The sequence below is a fragment of the Niveibacterium umoris genome (assembly GCF_014197015.1).
GTDB classification, from domain to species: Bacteria; Pseudomonadota; Gammaproteobacteria; order Burkholderiales; family Rhodocyclaceae; genus Niveibacterium; species Niveibacterium umoris.
This window is the reverse complement of record NZ_JACIET010000001.1, coordinates 971,582-993,796: the sequence shown is the minus strand read 5'-3', so window position 1 is coordinate 993,796 and position 22,215 is coordinate 971,582. Positions and strand designations below refer to the sequence as shown.

The following is a 22,215-nucleotide window of genomic DNA, read 5'->3' as shown; positions in this document are numbered from 1 at the left end:
AGGTGGCGTCGCCGGATTGAATTGGGAATCAGCGCCCTGGCACGAAGCTCTTGCCGAGCGAGGCGGGCAGGTTCAGCTGCAGCAGCTTGCGGTCGCGCGAGATCAGCACCAGCACCACAATGGTGGCGATGTAGGGCAGGGCGGAGAGCAACTGCGATGGCACCCGCACGCCCAGCGCTTGCGCATGGAACTGCAGGATCGTGACGCCGCCGAACAGCCAGGCGCCGAGCAGCAGGCGGCCCGGCCTCCAGGTTGCGAATACGACCAGCGCCACGGCGATCCAGCCGCGCCCGGCGCTCATGTTCTGCACCCACATCGGGGTGTAGACGGTCGAGAGGTAGGCCCCCGCGATGCCTGCCATCGCACCGCCGAACAGCACCGCGCCATAGCGGATCGCGAACACTGGAAAGCCCAGCGCATGCGCCGATTCGGGCGATTCGCCAACCGCGCGCAGCATCAGGCCCAGCTTGGTCTTCGCCAGCACCCACCAGACGATGCCGAAGAACACGAAGGACAGGTACACGCCCATGTCCTGAGTGAAGAACACCGGGCCGAGTAGCGGAATGGACGAGAGCAGCGGCAGCGCAACCGGCTTGAGGCCGGGCAGGCTGTGGCTGACGTAGTGCTGGCCGATAAAGGCGGAGAGGCCGATGCCGAAGATCGTCAGTGCGAGCCCCGCAGCGGACTGGTTCGCGGCCAGCGACATCGTGAGCACCGCGAAGCACAGCGCCGCGAAGGTGCCGGCGGCAGCGCCCGCAAGGAAGCCGGCCCCTGCGCCGCCACCGGTTTCCACCGCGGCGGCAAAGCCGGCGACGGCGCCGATCAGCATCATGCCTTCGACGCCGAGGTTGATGACGCCGCTGCGTTCGGCAACCAGTTCGCCGAGCCCGGCGTAGATCAACGGCGTGGCAGCCCCCAAGGTGCCGGCGAGAATCGGGATCAGGTGTTCGATCATGCGATGGCCTTTTTGGCGAGCGCGGCGGCGCGGCGTTTTTCGAGTGGCTTGCGCAGGCGGAAGTCGATGAACACGTCGCAGGCAAGCAGGAAGAACAACAACATGCCCTGGAAGATGCCGGTGATCGCGGCCGGTGTTTGCAGCGCCATCTGCGCGGCTTCACCGCCGAGGTAGATCAGCGCCATCAAGAGGCCAGAGAACACAATGCCAACAGGGTGTAGACGCCCGATCCAGGCAACGATGATCGCGGCGTAGCCATACCCCGGCGAGATGTTCAGGTTCAGTTGCCCGACCGGGCCGGCGACTTCGCCTATGCCGGCCAGCCCGGCGGTGAGGCCGGAGAGCACCAGGCTGAGCCAGACCGTGCGGCTGGCCGGGAAGCCCGCGTAGCGCGCGGCCTGCGGCGCAAGGCCACCGACCGTGACCTGGTAGGACAGGAAGCTCTTCGACACGAACAGCCAGAACAGCAGCACGGCGACCCCGGTGATGAACACCGAGGTGTTCAGGCGCAGCCCCTCGAACAGCATCGAGAACAGCGCGGCGTCGCCGAACATCACCGACTGCGGGAAATTCATGCCGCCCGGATCACGCCACGGGTCGCTCACCAGCCAGGCAAGCACCAGGTTGGCGACGTAGGCCAGCATCAGCGTGGTGAGGGTCTCTTCGGCGTTGAATCGCGTCTTGAGCAGTGCCGGTATCGCGCCCCACAGCGCACCACCGGTTGCGCCAGCGAGCACCATAGCCGGCAGTAGCCAGGCACTTTGCGATTCGGGGAATGCTATTGCGACGCCGCCACCGAAGATCGCGCCCATAATCAGCTGGCCCTCGGCGCCGATGTTGAAGATCCGGGCGCGGAAACCGATTGCGAGCCCTTCGGCGATCAGGATCAGCGGGGCGGCCTTGAGCAGTAGCTCGCTCCAGCCGTTGGCGTCCGCCAGCGGGCCGATGAAGAAGACATGGAACGCCTCTTTCGGGTCTTTGCCGAGTGCGGTGAAGAGCAGCGCACCGACGCCGAGCGTCAGCAGGATCGCGAGCAGTGGCGCAGCGTAGTTCATCCAGCGCGACGGGGTGGCGCGGGGTTCAAGCAGCATGGGCGCTCTCCGGCGTGGGTTGGGCAAAGAGGCCGGACATCGCGAGCCCGATCGCCTCGGCGTTGGTCTGTTCGCGCGGCACCGCGGGCGAGAGGCGCCCGCCGGCCAGCACCGCGATGCGGTCGCAGATCTCGAACAGCTCTTCGAGTTCTTCCGAGATCACCAGCACGCCGACTCCGCTGCGCGAGAGGTCGAGCAGGGTCTGGCGCAGGAAGGCCGAAGCGCCGACATCGACGCCCCAGGTCGGCTGGGCGACGATCATCACCTTGGGTGCTTGCATGATTTCCCGCCCGACGATGAACTTCTGCAGGTTGCCGCCGGAAAGACTGCGCGCCACCGCGCCGGTACCACCGCAGCGCACGTCGAAGCGCTCGATACAGCGTTGGGCAAATTCGCGCGCCGCGGCGAAGCGGCGCAGCCCGTGGCGCACCAGCCCTTGCCGGTGTGCGGTGAGCAGCGCGTTGTCGGCGAGCGACATCGCCGGCACTGCGCCGCGCCCGAGCCGCTCTTCCGGCACGAACGAGAGCCCGCGATCACGCCGCGCGCCGGCATCGCGGTGGCCCACGGCCTCACCGCACAATTGCACCATGTCCCGCGCGACCGGCGTTTCGCCCGACAGCGCGGCGAGCAGTTCGGTCTGCCCGTTGCCGGAGATGCCGGCGATGCCGACCACCTCGCCGCTATGCACGGTGAGCGCAATGTCGGTGAGGCGCGTGCCGAAGGCATCGTCCGGCTCGCGCGACAGTGCACGGACCTCCAGCAGCGGCTTGCGCTCGCCGTCGAATACCGGCGCCACACAGTGCGGCAGTTCGCGGCCGATCATCATGCGTGCGAGGCTGGCCGAGCTTTCCTGGCGCGGGTCGGCTTCGCCGGTGACGCGGCCGCCGCGCATCACGGTGGCGCGTTCGCACAGTTCGCGGATCTCGTCGAGCTTGTGGCTGATGTAGAGGATGCTGACGCCCTCGCTGGCAAGCTGGCGCAGCGTTTCGAACAGCTTGCGCACGGCTTGCGGCGTGAGCACCGAGGTCGGCTCGTCGAGGATCAAGAGCTGCGGGTTCTGCAGCAGGCAGCGCACGATCTCGACCCGCTGCCGCTCTCCGACCGAAAGGCTGTGCACGTGGCGCAACGGATCGAGCGGCAGGCCATAGCGCTGCGACACTTCCTTCACCTTGACCGCAAGGCTCGCGAGATCGAATTCACCGCCGAGTGAGAGCGCGATGTTCTCCACCACGGTCAGCGTTTCGAACAGCGAGAAGTGCTGGAACACCATGCCGATGCCCAGCGCGCGGGCGGCGGCGGGGTCGGGGATATCGACCTGACGTCCGTTCCACATGATCTCGCCCATGTCGGCTTTCACCGCGCCGTAGATCACCTTCATCAGGGTGCTCTTGCCTGCACCGTTTTCGCCCAGCACGGCGTGGATTTCGCCCGGTCGCACGACCAGGCTGACATCGTCATTTGCCAGCACAGAGGGGTAGCGTTTTGAGATGTGCAGCAACTGCAGGCGGGGTTCGCCGTGGAGAGGTACGGGTGGCTCTGGAATCATCGCTGGGTTCCGTTGGCGTTGCAGTGCGCGTCGGCGAATACCGATGCCGCTTGTTGCGAGGCGTGTTGCAGCAGCATTCGCGTCTCGCGCAACTGCAGCAGTTGTGCGGCGACGCCTATGGCTATCGATTGCGGCAGCTTGCTCTGGATACCGTCGATGCCGATCGGGCAGGTCAGTTCATCCATGCGCTCGGGCGCAATGCCCCGTTCAATGAGGCGGTGCTCGAACTTTGCGCGTTTGGTCGCGGAACCGATCAGGCCGAAGTAGGCGAAATCCTTGCGGCGGTAGATCGCCAGACACAGCTCGAAATCCAGCGCGTGGCTGTGCGTCAGCACGATGAAGCAGGTGCCGGGCGGGGCGTCTGCCACTGCCTGTTCCGGTGCGTCGGTGCAATGGGTGCGCACGTTGGCCGGTAGCCCGGCGGGAAATACGTCGTCGCGCGGGTCGATCCAGTCGATCTGCGCGCCGAGTGGTGCGAGTACGCGCACCAGCGCTTCGCCGACATGGCCGGCACCAAAGATGCAGATCGGGAAGGGCGGCTCGCCGATCTGTTGCTGAAACTGCCAGCTGCTGCCATCCGGATCGCGGGCGAACCTGGCATGAGCATGGCCGCTGGGCAGCAGCGACCACGTCGATTGCACGTCGATGCTCGCCACCGTACGCGCAAGGTGCTCGCCACGTGCAAGCGCCGCGGCGCGATGCCGCCACATCAGCGCGCTGTCGGGTTCGATGCGCTCGAAGAGCAGCCACACCGCGCCGCCGCAGCATTGCCCGAGGCTTGCGCCGAGCGAGAATCGCACGGTGCGCAGGCGGGTGCCGTCACGTAACAGGGCGCGCGCAATCGCCGTGGCTTCCCATTCGAGGTGGCCGCCGCCAATGGTGTCGGCTGTTTGCCTGGCGCTCACCACCATCGCCGCACCCGCCTCGCGCGGCGTGGAGCCCTGAGCCATCACCACCGTGATCAGCATCAGTGACCCATCCGCTGCCAGCAGCGGCGCGATCTGGTTGAGCCATTCGTTCATGCCGCGGCCGCTTCGACAGCAAGGCCACCGATGGCGCGCAACAGCGCCTCCGGTGTGGCGGGGGCCGAGAGCTCGACCGGCCCTCCGGTAGCCGCTGCACAGGCATCTCGCAGCGCGAAGAACACCGCGAGGCCGAGCATCAAGGGCGGCTCACCGACAGCCTTGGATTTGTGGATCGCGTCCTCGACGTTTTCGCCCTCGAAAAGCTTCACGTTGAACACCGGCGGGCAGTCGGACACCGCGGGGATCTTGTAGGTGGACGGTGCATGCGTCATCAGCCGTCCGTCCGGTTTCCACCACAGCTCTTCGCTGGTCAGCCAGCCCATGCCCTGGATGAAGCCGCCCTCGATCTGGCCGATATCGATCGCCGGGTTCAGGCTGCGGCCGACGTCGTGCAGGATGTCGACGCGCAACACGCGGCTCTCGCCGGTGAGCGTATCGAGTGCCACCTCGGCACACGCGGCGCCATAGGCGAAGTAGTAGAAGGGGCGACCCATCATGGTGTGCGGGTCGTAGTGGATCTTTGGCGTGCTGTAAAAACCGGCGTCCCAGAGCTGGATGCGCGATCGATAGGCCTGCCCGACCAGTTCGATGAAGGAGATGATCTCGCTACCTGCGATGACGCGTCCGCCGGCAAATACCACATGCTCCGGATTCACCGAATTGCGCGCTGCGATGAAGGCGGCCAGGCGCCCCCGGATCGCACGTGCCGCCGCCTGGGCTGCCTTGCCATTGAGGTCGGTGCCGCTCGACGCAGCCGTCGCCGACGTGTTCGGCACGCGGCTGGTGTCGGTGGACGAGAGGCGCACGTCCTCCACCTGCAGGCCGAATTCGTGCGCCACGATCTGGCGGATCTTGGTGTAGAGGCCCTGGCCCATTTCGGTGCCGCCATGGGTCAGCAGCACGGTGCCGTCCGAATACACCGCCACCTGCGCGCCGGCCTGGTTGTACATCGTGGCGGTGAAAGAGATGCCGAACTTTACCGGCGTCAGCGCCAGACCGCGCTTGATGACCGGGCTGCCGGCATTGAAGCGCGCGACCTCCACCCGACGCGCGGCGTAGTCGCAATCGCGCACCAGTTGCTCGACCAGCGCCGGGGCGATGTTGTCTTCCACCTTCATGCCGTAATGCGAGACATTGCGGGCGCTGCCACGGCTGTCGCCATAGAAATTCACCCGCCGCACTTCGAGTGCATCGCGGCCGATATGACACGCGATGTCGTCGATGATGCTTTCGATCGCGAACATGCCCTGCGGGCCGCCGAAACCGCGGAAGGCCGTGTTCGACACGGTATTCGTCTTGCAGCGCAGGCTGCGGATCGCAACCGCGTCGAGGTAGTAGCAGTTGTCGGCGCAGAAGATTGCGCGGTCGTTGATCGGGCCGGAGAGGTCGGCCGAGAAGCCGCAGCGCGACGCTAGTGTGAGCGCCAGCCCGAGGATGCGACCTTCGGCATCGAAGCCGACGTCCCACTCGATATGGAAGTCATGGCGCTTGCCGGTGACCGTCATGTCGTCGTCACGATCCAGCCGCAGTTTCACAGGGCGCTTGGTGTGCCAGGCTGCCACTGCGGCGGCGCAGCTGATCTGCGACGACTGCGATTCCTTGCCGCCGAAGCCGCCGCCCATGCGACGGCATTCCACGCTCACCTGATGCGCACGCCAGCCCAGTGCATGCGCCACCATGTGCTGCATCTCGGTCGGATGCTGGGTCGACACGTTCAGGTGCATCGAATCGTCGTCGCGCAGCGTGGCGATGGCGATCTGACCTTCGAGGTAGAAGTGTTCCTGTCCGCCGAGGCTTGCCTTGCCCTGCAAGCGATGCTTGGCGGTGGCCAGTGCGCTCACCGCGTCACCGCGGCGCACGTGCACCGGCGGCAACACCCAACTCTCGGCCGCCATAGCCGCTTCGGCCGTCAGCACCGCAGGCAAGGTCTCGAATTCGATGCGGGCGAGGCGCGCGGCGCGGCGCGCGGCGTCGTGGCTGGTGGCGACGACGAGAAAGAGCGGTTGGCCCCAGAACTGCACCAATTCCTCGGCGAGAATCGGGTCGTCGTGCAATACCGGGCCGCAATTGTTCTGGCCAGGAATGTCGGCGGCGGTGAGCACCGCGACCACGCCCTCCGCAGTGCGAACGGCGGACAGGTCCAGCGACGTGATGCGCCCGTGGGCGACCGGGGCGCTGCCGAATGCGGCGTGGAGCGCGCCGGCCGGTAGCGGCAGATCGTCGGTGTAGTGCGCACGGCCGCTGACATGCAGTTTTGCGCTTTCGTGCGGCAGGGATGCGCCGATGACGCCACGCGGGATCATCATGCTGACACCTCCGCGAGGCGGGTGACTGCCGCCTGTGTGGTGCAGGTCTCCAGCCAGAAGCGCCAGACCAGATTGCGCGCCGCGGTGCGTCGATAGCCGGCGCTCGCCCGCATGTCGGTGAGCGGCGTGAAGTCCGCATCCAGCGCTGCCATGGCGTTGCGGGCCGTCTCCGCGGACCATGCCTGGCCGATCAAGGCGGCTTCACAGTGGCGTGCCCGGCTCGACGTCGCCGCCATGCCGCCGAACGCGACCCGCGCCGACGTGACGCGGCCCTCGGTGAGCCACACCGCGATGCCGGCGCATACCGACGAGATGTCCTGATCGGCGCGCTTGCTGAGCTTCCAGGTGCGAAAGTGAGCGGGGGCGGATTCACCCAGTGGCACGCACACCGCGCGCACGAATTCGCCGGGCTGCAGCGCCGTCTTCTGGTAACCGAGGTAGAGATCTTCGAGTGCAATCTCGCGGGTGACGTCACCTTGCTGCAGCACCACCGTCGCGCCGAGCGCGATCAGCCCCGGCATCGAGTCGCCGATCGGCGAACCGTTGGCGATATTGCCACCCAGGGTGCCGGCGTTGCGGATCGGCATCGATGCGAAGCGCTCGGCCAGTTCGCGCCAGGCGGGCAACACGTCGACCAGGGCGGCGAAGGCATCGGTGAGCGTGACTCCGGCGCCGATCAGCAACTGGTCAGCCTCGCGGGTGATGCAGCGCAACTCGGCGACGGCGCCGAGATAGATCAGATCAGGGAGCGCACGCATCTGCTTGGTGACCCACAGACCGATGTCGGTGGAACCGGCGAGCAGGCGCGCCTGCGGCCGGGCGGCATAGGCCGTCGCGAGCGCCGCGAGCGTGCGCGGGGCAGCAAAGTGCGCGTCGTCGCAGGCGTAGTCGAGCGCGGGCAGGGCCGCGATCCGGTCCAGCGCAGCACGCACCGGGGTACGGTCGAGTGCGACGCGCGGCTTCGTGTGCGCCGCAGTCGCGGCATCGATGATCGGGCGGTAGCCGGTGCAGCGACACAGGTTGCCGGAGAGCACGCTGAGCGTCTCGTCGCGCGTCGGCGCCACGGGCCGCGCTTCGTAGTCGGCCCACAGGCTCATCACGAAACCGGGGGTGCAGAAGCCGCATTGAGAGCCATGGCAATCGACCATCGCCTGCTGCACCGGGTGCAGTTCGCTGCCCTGGGCGAGGTCTTCCACCGTGAATAGCGCCTTGCCGTCGAGCGTGGGCAGGAACTGGATGCAGGCGTTGACGGCGCTGAGCCGCAAGCCGCCGGGCGCCGCATCGTCGCGCTCGCCGAGCACCACGGTGCAGGCCCCGCAGTCACCTTCTGCGCAGCCCTCCTTGGTGCCGGTGGCGTGTGCGTCCTCGCGCAGCCATTGCAGCACGCTGCGCGTGGTCGGTGCCCCGCTGATCTGGCGAACTTCGCCGCGGAAGTAGAAATGGATAGGTCGTGCGCTCATTGCTGCTCTCTCTTGCGCAATCACCGTTGCGCTGGGGTGATTCGAAGGTATCAGTTGCGCCGCCAATGCGAAGCGGGGCAGGGCGGATAGGGGTTATCCGGCTGTGCTTATGAAGGTCACCCGCCTGCGCGACGCGAAAGCGACCTGCGCTGGACGAATACCGCTCATAAGCGGTGCGGGATGGGTTGCAGGGGCCTGACTCGATACAGTCGATCCCAGTCCGCAATCCGGCCAACGGGCTGGCGGCGAAATTCCAACAGGAGAGCGTTCAATGTCCCGATTCAAGTGTCTTGTGGCTGGCGTCACGCTGGCCCTGGGTATCAGTAGTGCCGCTCAGGCGGCCGAGCCCTTGCAGGCCGGCTTCGTTTACATCGGCCCGACCGGCGATCATGGCTGGACCTATTCGCACGACGTGGGCCGCAAGGAAGTCGATGCCAAGTTCGGCGACAAGGTGAAGACACAGGGCATCGAGAACGTGCCCGAGACGGCCGACTCGGAACGTGTGTTCCGCGATCTGGCGAGCAAGGGCACCAAGGTGATCTTCGCGACCTCGTTCGGCTACATGAACCAGATGGAGAAGGTGTCGAAGGCCTTCCCGAAGACGGTGTTCATGCACGCAACCGGCTACAAGTCCGGCAAGAATCTTGGCACCTACGATGTGCGTACCTACGAAGGTGCCTACATGCTCGGCGTCGTGGCCGGCAAGATGACGAAGAACGGCAAGCTGGGCGTGGTCGGTTCCTTCCCGATTCCTGAGGTGATCCGCAACATCAACGCTTTCACGATCGGTGCGCGCAGTGTCAACCCGGCCGTGACGACACGCGTGGTGTGGGTGAACACCTGGTTCGATCCGGGCAAGGAGCGTGAGGCCGCGCTGACGCTGATCGCGCAAGGCGCCGATGTGTTGATGCAGAACACCGACTCGCCGGCCATCGTCCAGGCCGCGAAAGAGAAGGGCGTGTACGCCTTCGGCTGGGATTCGGACATGAGCAAGTTCGGCGACAAGGCGCACCTGGCCGCCTCGGTGCTGCACTGGGGCACGATCTACAACGAGACGGTCGAAAAGGTCATGGCCGGCACCTGGAAGCCGACGCCGATCTGGTACGGCGTGAAGCAGGGCGCGGTTAACATCGAAGCCTTTGGCCCGGCCGTTCCGGCGGATGTGAAGAAGCTGGCTGAAGAACGCCGCGACGGCATCAAGGCCGGCACGCTGCACCCCTTCACTGGCCCGCTCAAGGACCAGACCGGCAAGGAGTTCATCGCAGCAGGCAAGTCGCTGCCGGACAGCGAACTGGCAAAGATGAACTTCTACGTCGAAGGCGTCGAAGGCTCGGTGCCGAAATAGGCCGCGCGCTATCTGAAACTGGAAGTGGAGACGCCCGGCGCCGCCGGGCGTTTTCGTTCGCCCGATTGAAGGAGTTGCCATGCGCTATCCCGCCCAGGGACTCGACCCTACCCATGAGCAGATCCTGCGCCACCTGCGACGTTCCAACGCCGTGGCCGAGCGCGCGGTGAGCCTGGGTCACCACCCGTTCGGCGCCATCCTGGTCGGGCCCGATCAGGAAACCGTGCTGCTTGAACAGTGCAACATCGACACGGTGAATCACGCCGAATCGACGCTGGCGCGCGTCGCGGCAACGAACTTCAGCGCCGACTACCTGTGGGGCTGCACGCTGTACACCGCAGTGGAACCGTGCTGCATGTGCGCCGGCACTGCCTACTGGGCGAACATCGGTCGGGTGGTTTTCGGCATGACCGAAGCGCAACTGCTGTCAGCGACCGGTAACCATGCGGAAAACCCGACGCTGAGTATTTCATCCGAGTACGTGTTCGCACACTCGCAGAAACCGGTGAAGTTGATCGGACCGATTCCCGAAATCGCGGCTGAAACCATCGCGATGCAGCGCGCGTTCTGGATTTCCCGCTAGCCCATTGGTCGTCCGGGGATGGCTCGGGCGAGAAGGGCAAACCAGAGCCGACGCGGGCGTGTTGCCCTAACGGCGACCCCTTGACGAAGTACCGTCGATCACACGCCGGATCACCGAATCTGCACGTGGACCGATTCAGATCAGGAACCCGCTCAGCACAAAGACCAACAATCGCGAGTTAGACCATTCGTCACGCCGGGTCCATGCGCCTCGTCGATCTGCCGATCCCAAACTCGCTTCTCCCCTGGCTCGAACGTTTGAGTTGGGTCGAGCTGATGCCGCACGAACACCTGCCGCTGTTGGCGGGGGCTCGGGTGCACTTGCTCTTTCTGGTCGAAGGCGCAGTGCGGGTCCGCATCGGGGAACTTGAATCGTCGGTTGATGGCGCGGTCAGCTTCGGCCCGATCCGCGGTGCAGGGGCGGTGAGCTGTGATGCGCGCGCGTGCGCATGGCTGGTCAAGCTGGCAGGCGGCGTCGCACCGGCCGTCATCGGTTGTTCTGCCGAGGCGCTCGCCGGTTGGATGCAGCCGCTTGAGCGCCTTTGGCCGCATCTATGCGCCGAGCGACTCGCTGACGAGGCAGACCACGGCCTGACGAAAGTCCTCGAATCGATCGAGACGGCAATCGGACGTTGGGAAGACCGCCTGGTGTGGTCGCCCAGGCAATGTGCCCGGGTCATGGGGTTTATCAACGCCATGCCGATCGCGCGGCTGCCCGACCAACTCGGTATCAGCAAGGCCACGCTCGAGCGCCGGGTGTGGGCTTCGTTCGGGCTCGCGCCCAAATCGCTGGCTCGGGTGCAGCGTTTGTACGCGAGCCTGGGGATGATCGACGCCGCAAGCGATGCCGATCTCGCGTTGCGTGCCGGTTTCTTCGATCAATCGCATTTCATTGCGGACTTCCGCCAGCTGACCGGGACGACGCCCACACAATTCAGACGCATGGCGACGCCACGGCCTGACTTGCTGAGCCTTTACAACGCGGCCACTTTGGCGGGCATGAGCCAGGGCGGTTGATGTGCGCACGCTTCCCCCCATGCCACGACGGCGTTCCTGACCTTTGCCCAGCGAGAGAGACTGCCGGTGAGCCCCAGACCGCCGGAGAGTCGTTCGCGCCACACCGCCACACGTGTACCTCCGGAGTCGACGAGCTCGGCCTCGATGGTGGCGCCGCCGGTGTCCAGTGGATAGAAGACGAGAAGGGCCGAGGCCACGTTCAATGCTGGCGAAACCGGGCTCAGTTCGCTGATCGTCACGTTAAGCGTTGAAGCGCCGTCGCCAGCGGCCGGCAACTCTGTCTTGAGCTTGCTCGTGAGCGCATCCGCGATCCGCTGTACTTCTTCGACGTCATCACCTGCAAAGCTGCTGTGGACGCGCACCGTCCCCAGGCCGGGGGTTTTCAGCGCCCCTTCTGGTACGCCCTTGCGAACCATTACCTCCACGCTCTCGGATTTGCGCACGATGTTCCAGCTGCCGGCCGAAGCCGTGCTGTCTGGCCGGGAATCGAGTACCGCGCAGGCGGACAGAACGCTTAGCGCGATAACGCCGGCCACGATGGATGATTTCCTTGAATGCATGATGATCTCCTCAACGCCAGCCCGAAATAAGGTGCGCCGCAAGCCGGGGGCTGACCGTTTCGGGCGGATACGCGCGTCTGCCAACGCGCACGAGCATCTGCAGGTGGGTAAGCCCCAGCGCCGACTCCAGGGCCGCGCGCCGGGACGTCACCTCGACTGCCTGAGACATGGGATGGAGCGCAACAGCTGCCGGAACCGCCTCGAGCCAGATACGCATGAGGTCTGCACCGGTGTTGCGCCAGTCGTGTGCGGTGTTGTCGTCCGTCGCGAAGACCAACCAGCCAGAGCCTTCTGCCAGCTGCGCCGCAGTCTGCTGCAGCGTGCGGGTACGAAAGGCGGGTGCCAGCACATCGTCGGCGCTGTAGCTTGCTTCGACCCAGCGTCGCGCCAGCCAGGTCAGTTCCATCGTCTGCGGTGTGATGCCGGTCGGGTTCGCCACGACATCGCCGGGTCGCCAGCGAATCCAGCGCGCCAGTTCGTGCCAGACGCCGTCTTGTTTGCACTGTTCTTCAGTGGCCAGCAGGGTTGCTCTATCGATCGCCGCCGCCTCCGGCGTTCCGGCCGCAATGAACCGCGCCGTCTCCGTTTTTCCGCAGAGCTGCGAAAGCCAGGGTTGCATGTCAGCCAACGGAGCCAGGGCTTTGCGCAGGGTGCGGCGCCGACGCAGCGCCCCGAGTGACGAGGTATCGCGAGGGCCGGGAAGGAGGTGTAGCGCGATGGGCGCGTCAGGGGATGTCGTGCTGGTCACTTCGAGCCGTAGCCCACGGGCTGCGGCGGCAACTTCCAGCGCAACGATGAATGCGCCGAGGCTCTGGCTCCGCTCACGCCCATCCGGGTCCACAACCATCAGGCTTCTGCCCGGCGCAACTCGCAGCGTCCAGCGATTGCGTTCATGCAGTTCGACGTGCCACGGCTGGGTGTTGTGACTGCTTGGCGCGCGCGCGGCGTCTGCGAGCATGCTTAAGGCTTCGGGGAGCCATTCCGGCTCTCTGCGCCTGTCGTTTGCCGCGAGAGCGATTGAGGGCAGGCTGCAGAAGCAAAGCAGGCGAGCACCTGCCAGGAGGAGGTCACGTCGTTTCATGTGCCGTGTCCGCTGGGTTTTCATGGCCCCATTGGGCCAGTTCTCGCAGCGCGGCTATAGGAAAAAAACGTCAGCGAGAAAAGCACCCAGTCGGCATGTGCGACGCCTGCCGCTCTGAGCCACCGCAATACATTCAGGAGCTGCGATTGCGACACTGGCGTCACTCGATTGCCAGCGGGAGACGTCATGAACATGCCGACCGATGTCGCCATCTTTCTGCAGAGCCAATACGTGGCAATTGCCGGCGCATCGCGCACTGGCAGCGGCCCGGGAGCGCTGATCGCGAAACGCTTACGTGATGCAGGGCACACGGTGTTCCTCGTAAATCCGGCGGCCGAGAGAATCGGCGACGAGCCCTGCTACAGACGCCTCTCCGATGTGCCTGCCCACGTCGGCAGTGTCATGGTGGTGACCACCCCTGCAGCCGCTGTGGAGGTGGCCAAGGAGGCCGCGTCGTGCGGCGTGCGCGCGCTGTGGCTGCATCGATCGTTTGGCGAAGGGAGCGTCAGCGCCGAGGCGATGGACGTGTGTCGCGCGGCGGGCATGACGGTGATCGAGGGAGGATGCCCGATGATGTATGTGCCGCCCGTCGATCTGGCACACCGGGCGTTCAGGTTCTGCCTGGGGCTGAGCGGGCGCGTGCCGAAATGATGCGTTTCACCCGGCGGCTTCGCCTGCGCTTGATGCGCCGTTCAACAGCGACCGATCGGCTTTCCGATCGGCGCGCCGGGGATATGGATCTGCGCTTCGGTGAAGTCGGGGCTGCAGCGGCTCAGATCGACCGATTCCAGATGAAACGCCGGATCAAGCCGCCAGGCTGCATGCGGTAGCCAGTCAAGGAAAATGCTGTCCAGCAGCGCGCTCAACTTGGCAAAATTCAACGCTTCAGGGGCGTGCCAACCCACGTAACGGAACACGGCGAAGCGTCTGGCGGGGATCACGTAGCGCTGTAGCCCGGAGGGCAGCGGCGCATCCGGCCGAACCTCCAGTGACGGCACATAGGTGGCAAACCCTGTCATCGGGTGCACAGGTTTGACATAGCCGAAATAGACCTGGCGTGAGAGACAAGCCTGAATTCTCGGCGCGTCCGTCTGCATGAACGCGCGCGCTGCGCCATTCGCCAGGCCTTCGATGCGATCGCGATCAAGCGCGACCTGACTTGAACGGCCGACCAGGACACGTTGGGGACACACGAGAAACGCCGGCTCTGCCAGGATTCCGCCGCCGCGTGGTTCCTGAACGGCAAGTGGGGCGGCAATACGTACCGCCTTGGGCGATCGGCGAAAACGGGCGGGCGTCGTGCCGAAGCGTCGCGAAAACGCACGCGTAAAGCTCTGCTCGAATCCAAATCCATAGCGGATCGCGAGATCGAGAACAGATCCGCGGTCGTTCAGCAGATCCACCACACTCTCATCGAGCCGACGGTTACGCACGTAGCTCATCAAGGGAACACCGGCCAGCGCACCAAACACGCGATGCAGGTGGAAAGGCGAATAGTCCGCTGCGGCGGCCAGATCGGCCAGACTCAAAGGTTCGGTCAGGTTGGCTTCGATATGAACCAGCAAGCGGCGGATCGCAGCGAGCGCATCACTCGTCGGCGGCGAATCGCAAGAAAGGTTCACTTTGGACGCTCGCAGGCGGTCAGGATGAATGCCATGTTGAACTCGCGTACCCGATCATGAAACCAGCCATCAAACTTGCAACGCTTTTCGGTGTTTGTGCCTTGGGCGCCGCATTTCTTGCCTGTGACGTGCAGGCAGCGACACCCGTCAAAGCGGAGGTCAGCGCGCGCCAGCCAACAACCGCGGCCCGATCCCTGCTGCTCTTCGAGGAGCTGCGTTCAGAGGCCGTACATGACGGCATCTTGCAGGAGGCTGCGTCTCGCTACTTTTCGGTCTACCTTCCACCGGCCTATTTTGACGATCCAGAGCGCCGTTTCCCGGTGGTGTACTACCTGCATGGCTTTGGCGGAGGCATGGGCTTCCTCTCGTATTTCAAGGATGCACTCGACACGGAAATGCGCAAGCCCGACGTGACACCCTTCATCATCGTGGAGGCGGATGGAACAAACAGTCTTCGGGGCAGCTTCTATGTGAATTCGGCAGTCACCGGACGTTGGGAAGACCATGTGGTGAAGGAGTTGGTGGCGTGGGCGGACAGCACGCTCCGCACCATTCCGACATCCCAAGGCCGAGGCATAGCGGGCGCGTCGATGGGAGGCTTTGGCGCGATCCACCTTGGCATGAGACACCCGGACGTCTATCAATCGGTGCTCGCATTCGCCCCGGGACTGGTCGCTCCGGGCCAGATCAAGTCTGCCTGGGATAGCTGGAACAGCGAAATCAAACGGGCATACGGCGCCGCGTTTTCCCCGAATCCGGCGCTGCCTCGCCCGCACGCAGAGATACCCCGGTTCGACGGAACGCCGGACGATCAGCGAATTATCGACAACTGGGAACGGGGTTTCGGTGCGCCGCAGGAAAAGATCGATGCCTACCTTGCACAGGCGGTGCGGCTGAAGTCGATCCGGATTGTGGTTGGCAAGGACGATGAATACGCCTGGATCGTCGCCGGCAGCCAGGCGTTTTCACGATTACTGGACGCCAAGGGCGTGGAACATCATCTTGAGTTGATCGACGCGACGCACAGCATGCCGACAAACTTTCCGGTGAAGTTCATGGTGCCGCACTTCTCCAACGCGTTCTCGTCGCAGAGGTGATCCGGAGGGGGAGGGGTCCCGTTGGGAAAACGGAAAAAGCTTCGGGAAAACGAGGGAAGATTCCCCGGGAAAATGCCTTGAGGACGGGGCCAGCCCGTCAGATCGACAATCCGGGAATCCCAACAAGAACGGTGGTGCGGGTGAAAGGACTCGAACCTTCACGCCTTGCGGCGCCAGAACCTAAATCTGGTGCGTCTACCAATTTCGCCACACCCGCACACTGGTGAGTCGAGGGGCGGCAGTATAGCGTGATCGCTGGAACTGCGCCCTTCGACTCTTTCAGTTTCAGGCAGTCAGCGCGTCACCCTTGTGGGTCTGGATGATCTGCATGAGTTGCGAGAAGACCTTGGGGGTGCCGGCGACGATGTTGCCGGTGTTGACGTAGTCCGCATCGCCAGCGAAGTCGCTGACCAGACCACCTGCCTCTTGAACCATCAGCGCTGCGGCCGAGAAGTCCCAAGGTGCAAGGCCGATTTCAAAAAACGCATCGAAACGACCGCAAGCGACGTACGCGAGATCGAGCGATGCCGAACCCGGGCGACGCAGACCGGCCGTCTTTTCGGTCAGTTCGCGGAAGATCTTGATGTAGGCCTCTGCATGCTCAAAGGCGCGATACGGGAAGCCCGTGCCGACCAGCGCGTCACTCAGGCGGATGCGCTTGGAGACGCGGATGCGGCGGTCGTTCAGGAACGCGCCGCGGCCACGCGACGCGGTAAAGAGTTCATTGCGTGTCGGATCGAACACCACGCCGTGCTGCACGACGCCGGCTTGCGCATAGGCGATCGACACAGCGTATTGCGGAAAGCCGTGGATGAAATTGGTCGTGCCGTCGAGCGGATCGATGATCCACTGGTGCTCGCTGTCGCCGAAGGCGCCGGACTCCTCTGCTAGAATCGCATGGTCCGGATAGGCTTCACGGATCGTCTCGATGATCGCTGCTTCTGCTGCGCGATCTACTTCAGTGACGAAATCGTTGGGCTGTTTCGCGCGGACTTCGATCTGGTCGAGATCCATCGAGGCGCGGTTGATGATGCTGGCTGCGCGGCGCGCGGCCTTGACGGCGATGTTGAGCGTCGGGTGCATGAATTGCGTCTGCCTTGTTGCGGCGGCTGCCGCTCGGTCGTTGGCCCGGAACTAGCGTCGGGCTGTTCGAAATCGGGAAACCCTACATTCTACTATGACTGAGCCTTTGGCGCTGAGCCGTATTCGCGTTGTCCTTTCCCGGCCCAGCCACCCCGGCAACATCGGTGCAGCTGCGCGGGCGATGAAGACGATGGGCTTGAGCCAGTTGGTACTGGTCGCGCCAAAGTCGTTTCCGCACCCGGAGGCCTCTTCTCGTGCGTCCGGCGCCACGGATGTGCTGGATGCGGCGCGCGTCGTCAACACGCTTGAGGAGGCGCTCGAAGGGACGGTTCTGGCGGCGGCGATGACCTCGCGCATTCGTGAAATGTGCGCCGCGCCGCGATGGGCGAGTGAGGTCGCGCCTGAGTTGCTGGCCTTTTCGGCACAGGGCGATGTCGCGGTCGTCTTCGGCAACGAAACCTTTGGGCTGTCGAATGAAGAGGTCATGGCGTGCCAGCGCGCCGTAACGATTCCGGCCAACACGGAATATGCCTCCCTCAATTTGGGCGCTGCAGTGCAGGTCATTGCCTATGAGCTCCGGCGATGCGCGCTCGAAGGCAGGTTGGCGCCCTTGCCACAGCAGCTTGGCGAAGTCGCCACGCATGATGATGTCGAGCGTCTCGTCGCGCATTTCGAACGCGCAATGATCGAGTCGGGCTTTCTCGATCCGGAGAAACCGCGACGTCTGATGCCGCGCCTGCGCCGACTGTTCGGACGAGCGGCCGTCGAGCGTGAGGAGGTCGCAATCCTGCGCGGCATGCTCACGAGCTTCGAGGCAAAAGTTGACCGAAATACTAGGGATTCCTAGGATTCACTGCTCACACCGATTCTTCTTCAACCGATTGAAGGCACCCCATGTTTGCGCGACTGCGTGAAGACATCGCCAGCGTTCTCGAACGCGACCCTGCGGCCCGTTCGCGCTGGGAGGTGCTGACCTGTTATCCCGGTGTGCACGCACTGATTTTTCACCGGATTTCCCACGGGCTGTGGCGACGCGGATTCACCTGGCCCGCTCGCTTCCTGTCGCAGATTGCACGGTGGCTGACGGGTATCGAGATTCATCCGGGGGCAACGGTCGGGCGCCGGGTATTCATCGATCACGGCATGGGCGTTGTAATCGGGGAAACCGCAGACATCGGTGATGACTGCACGATCTATCAGGGTGTCACGCTCGGTGGAACGTCGCTGTACCGCGGCACCAAACGCCATCCGACGCTTGAAGCCGGCGTGGTGATCGGAGCAGGCGCGAAAGTCCTCGGCGGCTTCACGGTGGGAGCGGGCGCCAAGGTGGGGTCGAACGCGGTGGTCGTGAAACCCGTACCCGCTGGCGCGACGGCCGTTGGCAATCCTGCCCGGATCATCGAGTCGGCCAAGGATCAGGCACGCGAAGAGAAAGCGATGGAAATGGGTTTTTCCGCTTACGGCGTCACACAGAATATGGACGATCCGGTTGCCAAGGCGCTGCATGGCCTTCTTGACCACGCCGTAGAAACCGACCGTCGCTTTGAACTCTTGATGGGGCGCCTCAAAGCGGCCGGCGTGGAACTGGACGGTGATCTTGCTGCGTGCGACGCGTTCGACCCGAGCGGGCTCTCGAAGATGGTCGATTGACGGCGCAAGAGGCCCAAACTTGACTGATTTGCTCGGGAATTGTATTCTTGAGTAAATCGATCAACTATTGAGCGGCGCATCGAGCATATCCTCGACGCCCGTTCCGATGCGGGGCTGGCTAATGAGACTGACAACCAAAGGGCGTTTTGCCGTGACGGCAATGATTGACCTGGCGCTACGCGAAGGCGACGGCCCGGTCACCCTGTCGGGAATCAGCGAGCGCCAGCGAATTTCGCTGTCCTACCTTGAACAACTCTTCGGCAAATTGCGCCGGCATAACCTGGTCGCCAGCGTGCGCGGCCCAGGTGGCGGCTACTGCCTGTCCCGTCCGGCGCCGGAAATTTCGGTAGCGGACATCATCATCGCCGTTGATGAACCGCTCGATGCCACCCAATGCGGCGGCAAGGAAAACTGTCAGGACGAACACCGCTGCATGACGCACGACCTGTGGTCGAACCTGAACAAGCGCATGTATGAATATCTGCATTCGGTGACGCTGGGTGCGCTGGTCGTTCAGCAGCAAGCGCGTATGCAGGGTCAGGCGGTTCTCCATGACGAGCGGGCGTGCGTAGCCAAGGGCAAGATCAAAGGAAAGGCAGAGGCAATCGCTTCTGCCTGATGGCCACGATGTTTGCGCCGACCTACCTCGACCACAACGCGACGACGCCGCTTGATCCGCGGGTGCTTGAAGCGATGCTTCCTTACATGGGGCAACGCTTCGGCAACGCCTCGAGTCGGCACGACTACGGGCGGCACGCGCGGGCAGCGGTTGACCACGCGCGGCAGCAAGTCGCGGCTGCCGTCGGCGCGCATCCGACCGAGGTGGTTTTCACGTCCGGTGGCTCGGAGGCAAACAACCTGATCATCAAGGGTGTGGCGGCGGTGTCAAAGCCGGGCTGCATCGTGGTTGGCGCGACCGAACACCCCTGCGTCCGTGAACCCGCGCGACAGCTTCAGAGAGCAGGATGGACGCTGTCGACTGCGGCGGTAGATGAAAGCGGGCGCATCAAGACATCAGAGTTTGATGCGCTGATGACTGGCACTCCGCGAATCGTGTCGGTCATGTGTGCGAACAATGAAACCGGCGTCGTGCAGGACGTCGCGTCGTTGGCTGCGGCTGCGCGGCGGGCGGGTGCGGTGTTCCATACCGATGCAGTCCAGGCGCTCGGCAAGATCAAGGTGAGCTTCCGTGACTGGGGCGTGAGCGCGCTCACCGTGTCGTCGCACAAGATCGGTGGGCCGATGGGTGCAGGTGCATTGGTTCTCGACAAGCGTGTCGACATTGCACCGTTGATCGCGGGGGGTGGGCAAGAGCGCGGCCTGCGCTCAGGCACCGAGAACGTGGCGGCGATCGTTGGCTTCGGCAAGGCTTGCGAGCTTGCCACTGCGGATCTGCATGCGCGCAGCGGGCGCTTGGCCGATCTGCGCGATGGCTTGGTCGCAGCCGTTTCGCGGATGGGCGCCAAGGTATTTGGCGCCGGCGCCGAGCGCCTGCCGAATACGGTTTTCTTCGCCTTCGAGCGAATCGATGGCGAGACATTGGTGTCCAAGCTGGATCGGGCCGGTTTTGCGGTCGCAAGCGGTTCGGCCTGTTCAAGCGCCGATCCGCGCCCCTCGGCCACTCTGCTGGCGATGGGGGTCGATGAAACCCTTGCACGCGGCGCCATTCGCGTGAGCTTCGGCGCGGATACATCGCGTGACGACCTCGCCCGATTTTGCACGACGCTTGAAGAGACAGTTAACGGATTGAGAACGCTCGCCGCGGTTGCGGTTTGAGCCCATGTGAAATGCGGGGAACCCCGTTTGGAGTGGATGCGATGCTGAAGTTTCCGATCTATCTCGATTATTCCGCGACGACACCGGTCGATCCGCGTGTGGCTGCGAAGATGATTCCGTATCTGACGGAACACTTCGGCAATCCGGCAAGCCGCTCACATGCATTTGGCTGGGAAGCCGAGCGCGCAGTCGAAGAAGCGCGCGAACAGGTCGCAGCGCTGGTCAATGCCGACGCCAAGGAAATCATCTGGACGTCAGGCGCGACCGAATCCAACAACCTCGCGATCAAGGGCGCCGCTCACTTCTACGCGGGCAAGGGCAAGCACCTGATCACGGTCAAGACTGAACACAAGGCGGTGCTGGATACAACCCGTGAGCTTGAACGTCAGGGCTTCGAGGTCACTTATCTCGACGTGCAAGACAACGGGCTGATTGATCTTGAGCAGTTCAAGGCGGCAATACGGCCAGATACGATCGTCGTCTCGGTGATGTTCGTGAATAACGAAATCGGCGTCGTTCAGCCGATCGCCGAAATCGGTGAGATCTGTCGCGAACGCGGCATCGTCTTCCACGTCGATGCTGCTCAGGCGACCGGAAAAGTCGAAATCGATCTTGAAAAACTGAAGGTCGACCTGATGTCGTTCTCAGCGCACAAGACGTACGGTCCGAAGGGTATTGGCGCGCTGTATGTGCGTCGCAAGCCACGTGTCCGACTTGAAGCGCAGATGCACGGCGGCGGGCATGAACGCGGTTTGCGCTCGGGCACCCTCGCGACCCACCAGATCGCGGGCATGGGCGAAGCGTTTCGCATCGCACGGGAAGACATGGCTGCAGACAACGTTCGCATCGGCAAGCTGCGGGATCGCCTGCTGAAGGGCTTGTCGGACATCGAGGCAACGTATATCAACGGCGACATGATCCATCGCGTGCCGCACAACCTGAACATCAGCTTTGCCTATGTTGAAGGTGAGTCGATGATCATGGCGATCAAGGATCTGGCGGTTTCGTCGGGTTCCGCATGCACGTCTGCATCGCTTGAGCCATCGTATGTGCTGCGTGCTTTGGGGCGCAACGATGAACTTGCGCACAGCTCGATCCGATTCACGATTGGTCGCTTCACGACCGAAGAAGAGATCGACTACGCGATCGATCTGCTTCACAAGAAGATTGGCAAGCTCCGCGAGCTCTCCCCGCTGTGGGAGATGGTTCAGGAAGGCGTTGATCTCAACACGGTCCAGTGGGCCGCGCACTGAAGAACAAGGAGTACCGAAATGGCCTATAGCGAAAAGGTTCTGGATCACTACGAGCATCCGCGCAATGTCGGATCTTTCGGCAAGACCGAGATCGGCATCGGCACTGGCATGGTGGGCGCGCCCGCCTGCGGTGATGTCATGAAGTTGCAGATCAAGGTGAACCCCGAGACCGGCGTGATCGAAGACGCAAAGTTCAAAACCTACGGTTGCGGCTCTGCGATTGCGTCGTCGTCCCTCGTCACCGAGTGGGTCAAGGGCAAGACGCTCGATCAGGCGATGGATATCCGGAATACGGCGATTGCAGAAGAACTCGCGTTGCCGCCGGTTAAAATCCACTGCTCGATCCTCGCCGAAGACGCCATCAAGGCGGCGGTCGAGGACTATCGCAAGAAACAGGTCGAGGCTACGCCGAAGGCAGATTGAGGGAATCATGGCCGTTACGCTCTCCGCGAGTGCTGCCAAGCACGTCGAAAACTTCCTCTCCCGTCGTGGCAAAGGGGTCGGTATCCGGCTCGGCGTGAAGACATCGGGATGCTCCGGCATGGCCTACAAGCTTGAGTACGCCGATGAGGCGCAGGCTGAGGACATCGTGTTCGAAAGCTTCGGCGTGAAGGTTCTGGTTGATCCGAAGAGCCTGCCCTACATCGATGGCACCGAACTGGACTTTGTGCGCGAGGGCCTCAACGAGGGCTTCAAGTTCAACAACCCGAATGTGAAGGATCAGTGCGGGTGCGGCGAGAGCTTCAACGTCTGATCCGCTTTCCGC

The 22,215-nt window shown here is 63.8% G+C and carries 22 protein-coding genes and 1 tRNA gene; 12 read left to right on the top strand and 11 right to left on the bottom strand.

Annotated elements, in window-relative coordinates; genetic code table 11:
* Window positions 1-28: 28 nt before the first annotated feature.
* Genes GGR36_RS04420 through xdhA form a run of 6 tightly spaced genes read right to left on the bottom strand, consistent with a single transcriptional unit; the run spans window position 29 to window position 8,383 of the window.
* Complete coding sequence (locus tag GGR36_RS04420) at window positions 29-955, bottom strand: ABC transporter permease (protein ID WP_183632263.1); 927 nt, start codon at window positions 953-955, stop codon at window positions 29-31.
* Window positions 952-2,046 (bottom strand): ABC transporter permease, encoded by a 1,095-nt coding sequence (locus tag GGR36_RS04415; protein WP_183632261.1) that lies wholly within the window; start codon window positions 2,044-2,046, stop codon window positions 952-954. Before GGR36_RS04415 ends, GGR36_RS04420 begins: the two co-directional genes overlap by 4 nt.
* Window positions 2,036-3,592, bottom strand: a complete 1,557-nt coding sequence (locus GGR36_RS04410) for an ABC transporter ATP-binding protein (RefSeq protein WP_183632259.1) — start codon at window positions 3,590-3,592, stop codon at window positions 2,036-2,038. Before GGR36_RS04410 ends, GGR36_RS04415 begins: the two co-directional genes overlap by 11 nt.
* Window positions 3,589-4,614 carry a xanthine dehydrogenase accessory protein XdhC gene (xdhC, locus tag GGR36_RS04405; protein WP_183632257.1) on the bottom strand — a complete coding sequence of 342 codons (1,026 nt, stop codon included), beginning with the start codon at window positions 4,612-4,614 and terminating at the stop codon, window positions 3,589-3,591. Before xdhC ends, GGR36_RS04410 begins: the two co-directional genes overlap by 4 nt.
* Window positions 4,611-6,923, bottom strand: a complete 2,313-nt coding sequence (xdhB, locus tag GGR36_RS04400; protein ID WP_183632255.1) for a xanthine dehydrogenase molybdopterin binding subunit — start codon at window positions 6,921-6,923, stop codon at window positions 4,611-4,613. The genes xdhC and xdhB overlap by 4 nt, the downstream gene beginning before the upstream one ends.
* The gene (gene xdhA, locus GGR36_RS04395; protein WP_183632253.1) at window positions 6,920-8,383 is read right to left on the bottom strand and encodes a xanthine dehydrogenase small subunit; all 1,464 of its coding nucleotides are present in this window, start codon (window positions 8,381-8,383) and stop codon (window positions 6,920-6,922) included. The genes xdhB and xdhA overlap by 4 nt, the downstream gene beginning before the upstream one ends.
* A gap of 271 nt (window positions 8,384-8,654) precedes the next feature.
* Between xdhA and GGR36_RS04390 the strand changes: the two genes are divergently transcribed.
* The 3 genes from GGR36_RS04390 (at window position 8,655) to GGR36_RS04380 (ending at window position 11,327) form a co-directional block, all read left to right on the top strand.
* Entirely contained in the window at window positions 8,655-9,728 is a 1,074-nt protein-coding gene (locus GGR36_RS04390; RefSeq protein WP_183632251.1) for a BMP family ABC transporter substrate-binding protein, read from the top strand.
* Window positions 9,729-9,807: 79 nt separating this feature from the next.
* A complete protein-coding gene (locus tag GGR36_RS04385) occupies window positions 9,808-10,311 on the top strand; it encodes a nucleoside deaminase (protein WP_183632249.1) in 504 nt (167 codons plus the stop codon).
* Between the two features lie 203 nt (window positions 10,312-10,514).
* Window positions 10,515-11,327: an AraC family transcriptional regulator gene (locus GGR36_RS04380; RefSeq protein WP_183632247.1), complete on the top strand. Its 813-nt coding sequence runs from the start codon at window positions 10,515-10,517 to the stop codon at window positions 11,325-11,327.
* Here the strand turns inward: GGR36_RS04380 and GGR36_RS04375 are convergent.
* Window positions 11,285-11,887 carry a DUF3313 domain-containing protein gene (locus tag GGR36_RS04375; RefSeq protein WP_183632245.1) on the bottom strand — a complete coding sequence of 201 codons (603 nt, stop codon included), beginning with the start codon at window positions 11,885-11,887 and terminating at the stop codon, window positions 11,285-11,287. The genes GGR36_RS04380 and GGR36_RS04375 overlap by 43 nt on opposite strands.
* Window positions 11,888-11,897: 10 nt before the next feature.
* Entirely contained in the window at window positions 11,898-12,992 is a 1,095-nt protein-coding gene (locus GGR36_RS04370; RefSeq protein WP_183632243.1) for a nitroreductase family protein, read from the bottom strand.
* 162 nt (window positions 12,993-13,154) lie between these two features.
* Between GGR36_RS04370 and GGR36_RS04365 the strand changes: the two genes are divergently transcribed.
* Window positions 13,155-13,619: a CoA-binding protein gene (locus GGR36_RS04365; protein ID WP_183632242.1), complete on the top strand. Its 465-nt coding sequence runs from the start codon at window positions 13,155-13,157 to the stop codon at window positions 13,617-13,619.
* Window positions 13,620-13,660: 41 nt separating this feature from the next.
* Here the strand turns inward: GGR36_RS04365 and GGR36_RS04360 are convergent, their stop codons facing one another.
* Window positions 13,661-14,590, bottom strand: coding sequence for a helix-turn-helix domain-containing protein (locus tag GGR36_RS04360; protein WP_183632240.1), 930 nt, complete (start codon window positions 14,588-14,590; stop codon window positions 13,661-13,663).
* Between the two features lie 56 nt (window positions 14,591-14,646).
* Between GGR36_RS04360 and GGR36_RS04355 the strand changes: the two genes are divergently transcribed.
* Window positions 14,647-15,687, top strand: a complete 1,041-nt coding sequence (locus tag GGR36_RS04355) for an alpha/beta hydrolase (RefSeq protein WP_183632238.1) — start codon at window positions 14,647-14,649, stop codon at window positions 15,685-15,687.
* Window positions 15,688-15,819: 132 nt separating this feature from the next.
* Here the strand turns inward: GGR36_RS04355 and GGR36_RS04350 are convergent.
* Both GGR36_RS04350 and GGR36_RS04345 read right to left on the bottom strand, forming a co-directional pair.
* Window positions 15,820-15,904, bottom strand: a tRNA-Leu gene (locus tag GGR36_RS04350).
* A 68-nt stretch (window positions 15,905-15,972) separates the two neighbouring features.
* Window positions 15,973-16,770, bottom strand: a complete 798-nt coding sequence (locus tag GGR36_RS04345) for an inositol monophosphatase family protein (RefSeq protein WP_183632236.1) — start codon at window positions 16,768-16,770, stop codon at window positions 15,973-15,975.
* A gap of 94 nt (window positions 16,771-16,864) precedes the next feature.
* Here GGR36_RS04345 and GGR36_RS04340 point away from each other — a divergent pair, with 94 nt between their 5' ends.
* The 7 genes from GGR36_RS04340 (at window position 16,865) to iscA (ending at window position 22,203) form a co-directional block, all read left to right on the top strand.
* Window positions 16,865-17,617, top strand: a complete 753-nt coding sequence (locus GGR36_RS04340) for an RNA methyltransferase (RefSeq protein WP_183632234.1) — start codon at window positions 16,865-16,867, stop codon at window positions 17,615-17,617.
* Between the two features lie 47 nt (window positions 17,618-17,664).
* Window positions 17,665-18,420 (top strand): serine O-acetyltransferase, encoded by a 756-nt coding sequence (cysE, locus tag GGR36_RS04335; RefSeq protein WP_183632232.1) that lies wholly within the window; start codon window positions 17,665-17,667, stop codon window positions 18,418-18,420.
* Between the two features lie 121 nt (window positions 18,421-18,541).
* A complete protein-coding gene (gene iscR / locus GGR36_RS04330; protein WP_183634897.1) occupies window positions 18,542-19,039 on the top strand; it encodes a Fe-S cluster assembly transcriptional regulator IscR in 498 nt (165 codons plus the stop codon).
* Window positions 19,040-19,047: 8 nt separating this feature from the next.
* Window positions 19,048-20,196, top strand: coding sequence for a cysteine desulfurase family protein (locus GGR36_RS04325; RefSeq protein ID WP_183634896.1), 1,149 nt, complete (start codon window positions 19,048-19,050; stop codon window positions 20,194-20,196).
* 41 nt (window positions 20,197-20,237) lie between these two features.
* On the top strand, window positions 20,238-21,449 hold the full coding sequence (locus tag GGR36_RS04320; RefSeq protein WP_183632230.1) for an IscS subfamily cysteine desulfurase: 1,212 nt from the start codon (window positions 20,238-20,240) through the stop codon (window positions 21,447-21,449).
* Between the two features lie 18 nt (window positions 21,450-21,467).
* A complete protein-coding gene (gene iscU / locus GGR36_RS04315; RefSeq protein WP_183632228.1) occupies window positions 21,468-21,872 on the top strand; it encodes a Fe-S cluster assembly scaffold IscU in 405 nt (134 codons plus the stop codon).
* A 7-nt stretch (window positions 21,873-21,879) separates the two neighbouring features.
* Complete coding sequence (gene iscA / locus GGR36_RS04310; protein WP_183632226.1) at window positions 21,880-22,203, top strand: iron-sulfur cluster assembly protein IscA; 324 nt, start codon at window positions 21,880-21,882, stop codon at window positions 22,201-22,203.
* The last annotated feature ends 12 nt before the right edge of the window (window positions 22,204-22,215 follow it).

What these genes read in the sequence shown, in the direction of transcription:
- GGR36_RS04420 (WP_183632263.1), bottom strand. Translation starts at nt 955, where the DNA reads ATGATCGAACACCTGATCCCGATTCTCGCCGGCACCTTGGGGGCTGCC.
- GGR36_RS04415 (WP_183632261.1), bottom strand. Translation starts at nt 2,046, where the DNA reads ATGCTGCTTGAACCCCGCGCCACCCCGTCGCGCTGGATGAACTACGCT.
- GGR36_RS04410 (WP_183632259.1), bottom strand. Translation starts at nt 3,592, where the DNA reads ATGATTCCAGAGCCACCCGTACCTCTCCACGGCGAACCCCGCCTGCAG.
- xdhC (WP_183632257.1), bottom strand. Translation starts at nt 4,614, where the DNA reads ATGAACGAATGGCTCAACCAGATCGCGCCGCTGCTGGCAGCGGATGGG.
- xdhB (WP_183632255.1), bottom strand. Translation starts at nt 6,923, where the DNA reads ATGATGATCCCGCGTGGCGTCATCGGCGCATCCCTGCCGCACGAAAGC.
- xdhA (WP_183632253.1), bottom strand. Translation starts at nt 8,383, where the DNA reads ATGAGCGCACGACCTATCCATTTCTACTTCCGCGGCGAAGTTCGCCAG.
- GGR36_RS04390 (WP_183632251.1), top strand. Translation starts at nt 8,655, where the DNA reads ATGTCCCGATTCAAGTGTCTTGTGGCTGGCGTCACGCTGGCCCTGGGT.
- GGR36_RS04385 (WP_183632249.1), top strand. Translation starts at nt 9,808, where the DNA reads ATGCGCTATCCCGCCCAGGGACTCGACCCTACCCATGAGCAGATCCTG.
- GGR36_RS04380 (WP_183632247.1), top strand. Translation starts at nt 10,515, where the DNA reads ATGCGCCTCGTCGATCTGCCGATCCCAAACTCGCTTCTCCCCTGGCTC.
- GGR36_RS04375 (WP_183632245.1), bottom strand. Translation starts at nt 11,887, where the DNA reads ATGCATTCAAGGAAATCATCCATCGTGGCCGGCGTTATCGCGCTAAGC.
- GGR36_RS04370 (WP_183632243.1), bottom strand. Translation starts at nt 12,992, where the DNA reads ATGAAAACCCAGCGGACACGGCACATGAAACGACGTGACCTCCTCCTG.
- GGR36_RS04365 (WP_183632242.1), top strand. Translation starts at nt 13,155, where the DNA reads ATGAACATGCCGACCGATGTCGCCATCTTTCTGCAGAGCCAATACGTG.
- GGR36_RS04355 (WP_183632238.1), top strand. Translation starts at nt 14,647, where the DNA reads ATGAAACCAGCCATCAAACTTGCAACGCTTTTCGGTGTTTGTGCCTTG.
- GGR36_RS04345 (WP_183632236.1), bottom strand. Translation starts at nt 16,770, where the DNA reads ATGCACCCGACGCTCAACATCGCCGTCAAGGCCGCGCGCCGCGCAGCC.
- GGR36_RS04340 (WP_183632234.1), top strand. Translation starts at nt 16,865, where the DNA reads ATGACTGAGCCTTTGGCGCTGAGCCGTATTCGCGTTGTCCTTTCCCGG.
- cysE (WP_183632232.1), top strand. Translation starts at nt 17,665, where the DNA reads ATGTTTGCGCGACTGCGTGAAGACATCGCCAGCGTTCTCGAACGCGAC.
- iscR (WP_183634897.1), top strand. Translation starts at nt 18,542, where the DNA reads ATGAGACTGACAACCAAAGGGCGTTTTGCCGTGACGGCAATGATTGAC.
- GGR36_RS04325 (WP_183634896.1), top strand. Translation starts at nt 19,048, where the DNA reads ATGTTTGCGCCGACCTACCTCGACCACAACGCGACGACGCCGCTTGAT.
- GGR36_RS04320 (WP_183632230.1), top strand. Translation starts at nt 20,238, where the DNA reads ATGCTGAAGTTTCCGATCTATCTCGATTATTCCGCGACGACACCGGTC.
- iscU (WP_183632228.1), top strand. Translation starts at nt 21,468, where the DNA reads ATGGCCTATAGCGAAAAGGTTCTGGATCACTACGAGCATCCGCGCAAT.
- iscA (WP_183632226.1), top strand. Translation starts at nt 21,880, where the DNA reads ATGGCCGTTACGCTCTCCGCGAGTGCTGCCAAGCACGTCGAAAACTTC.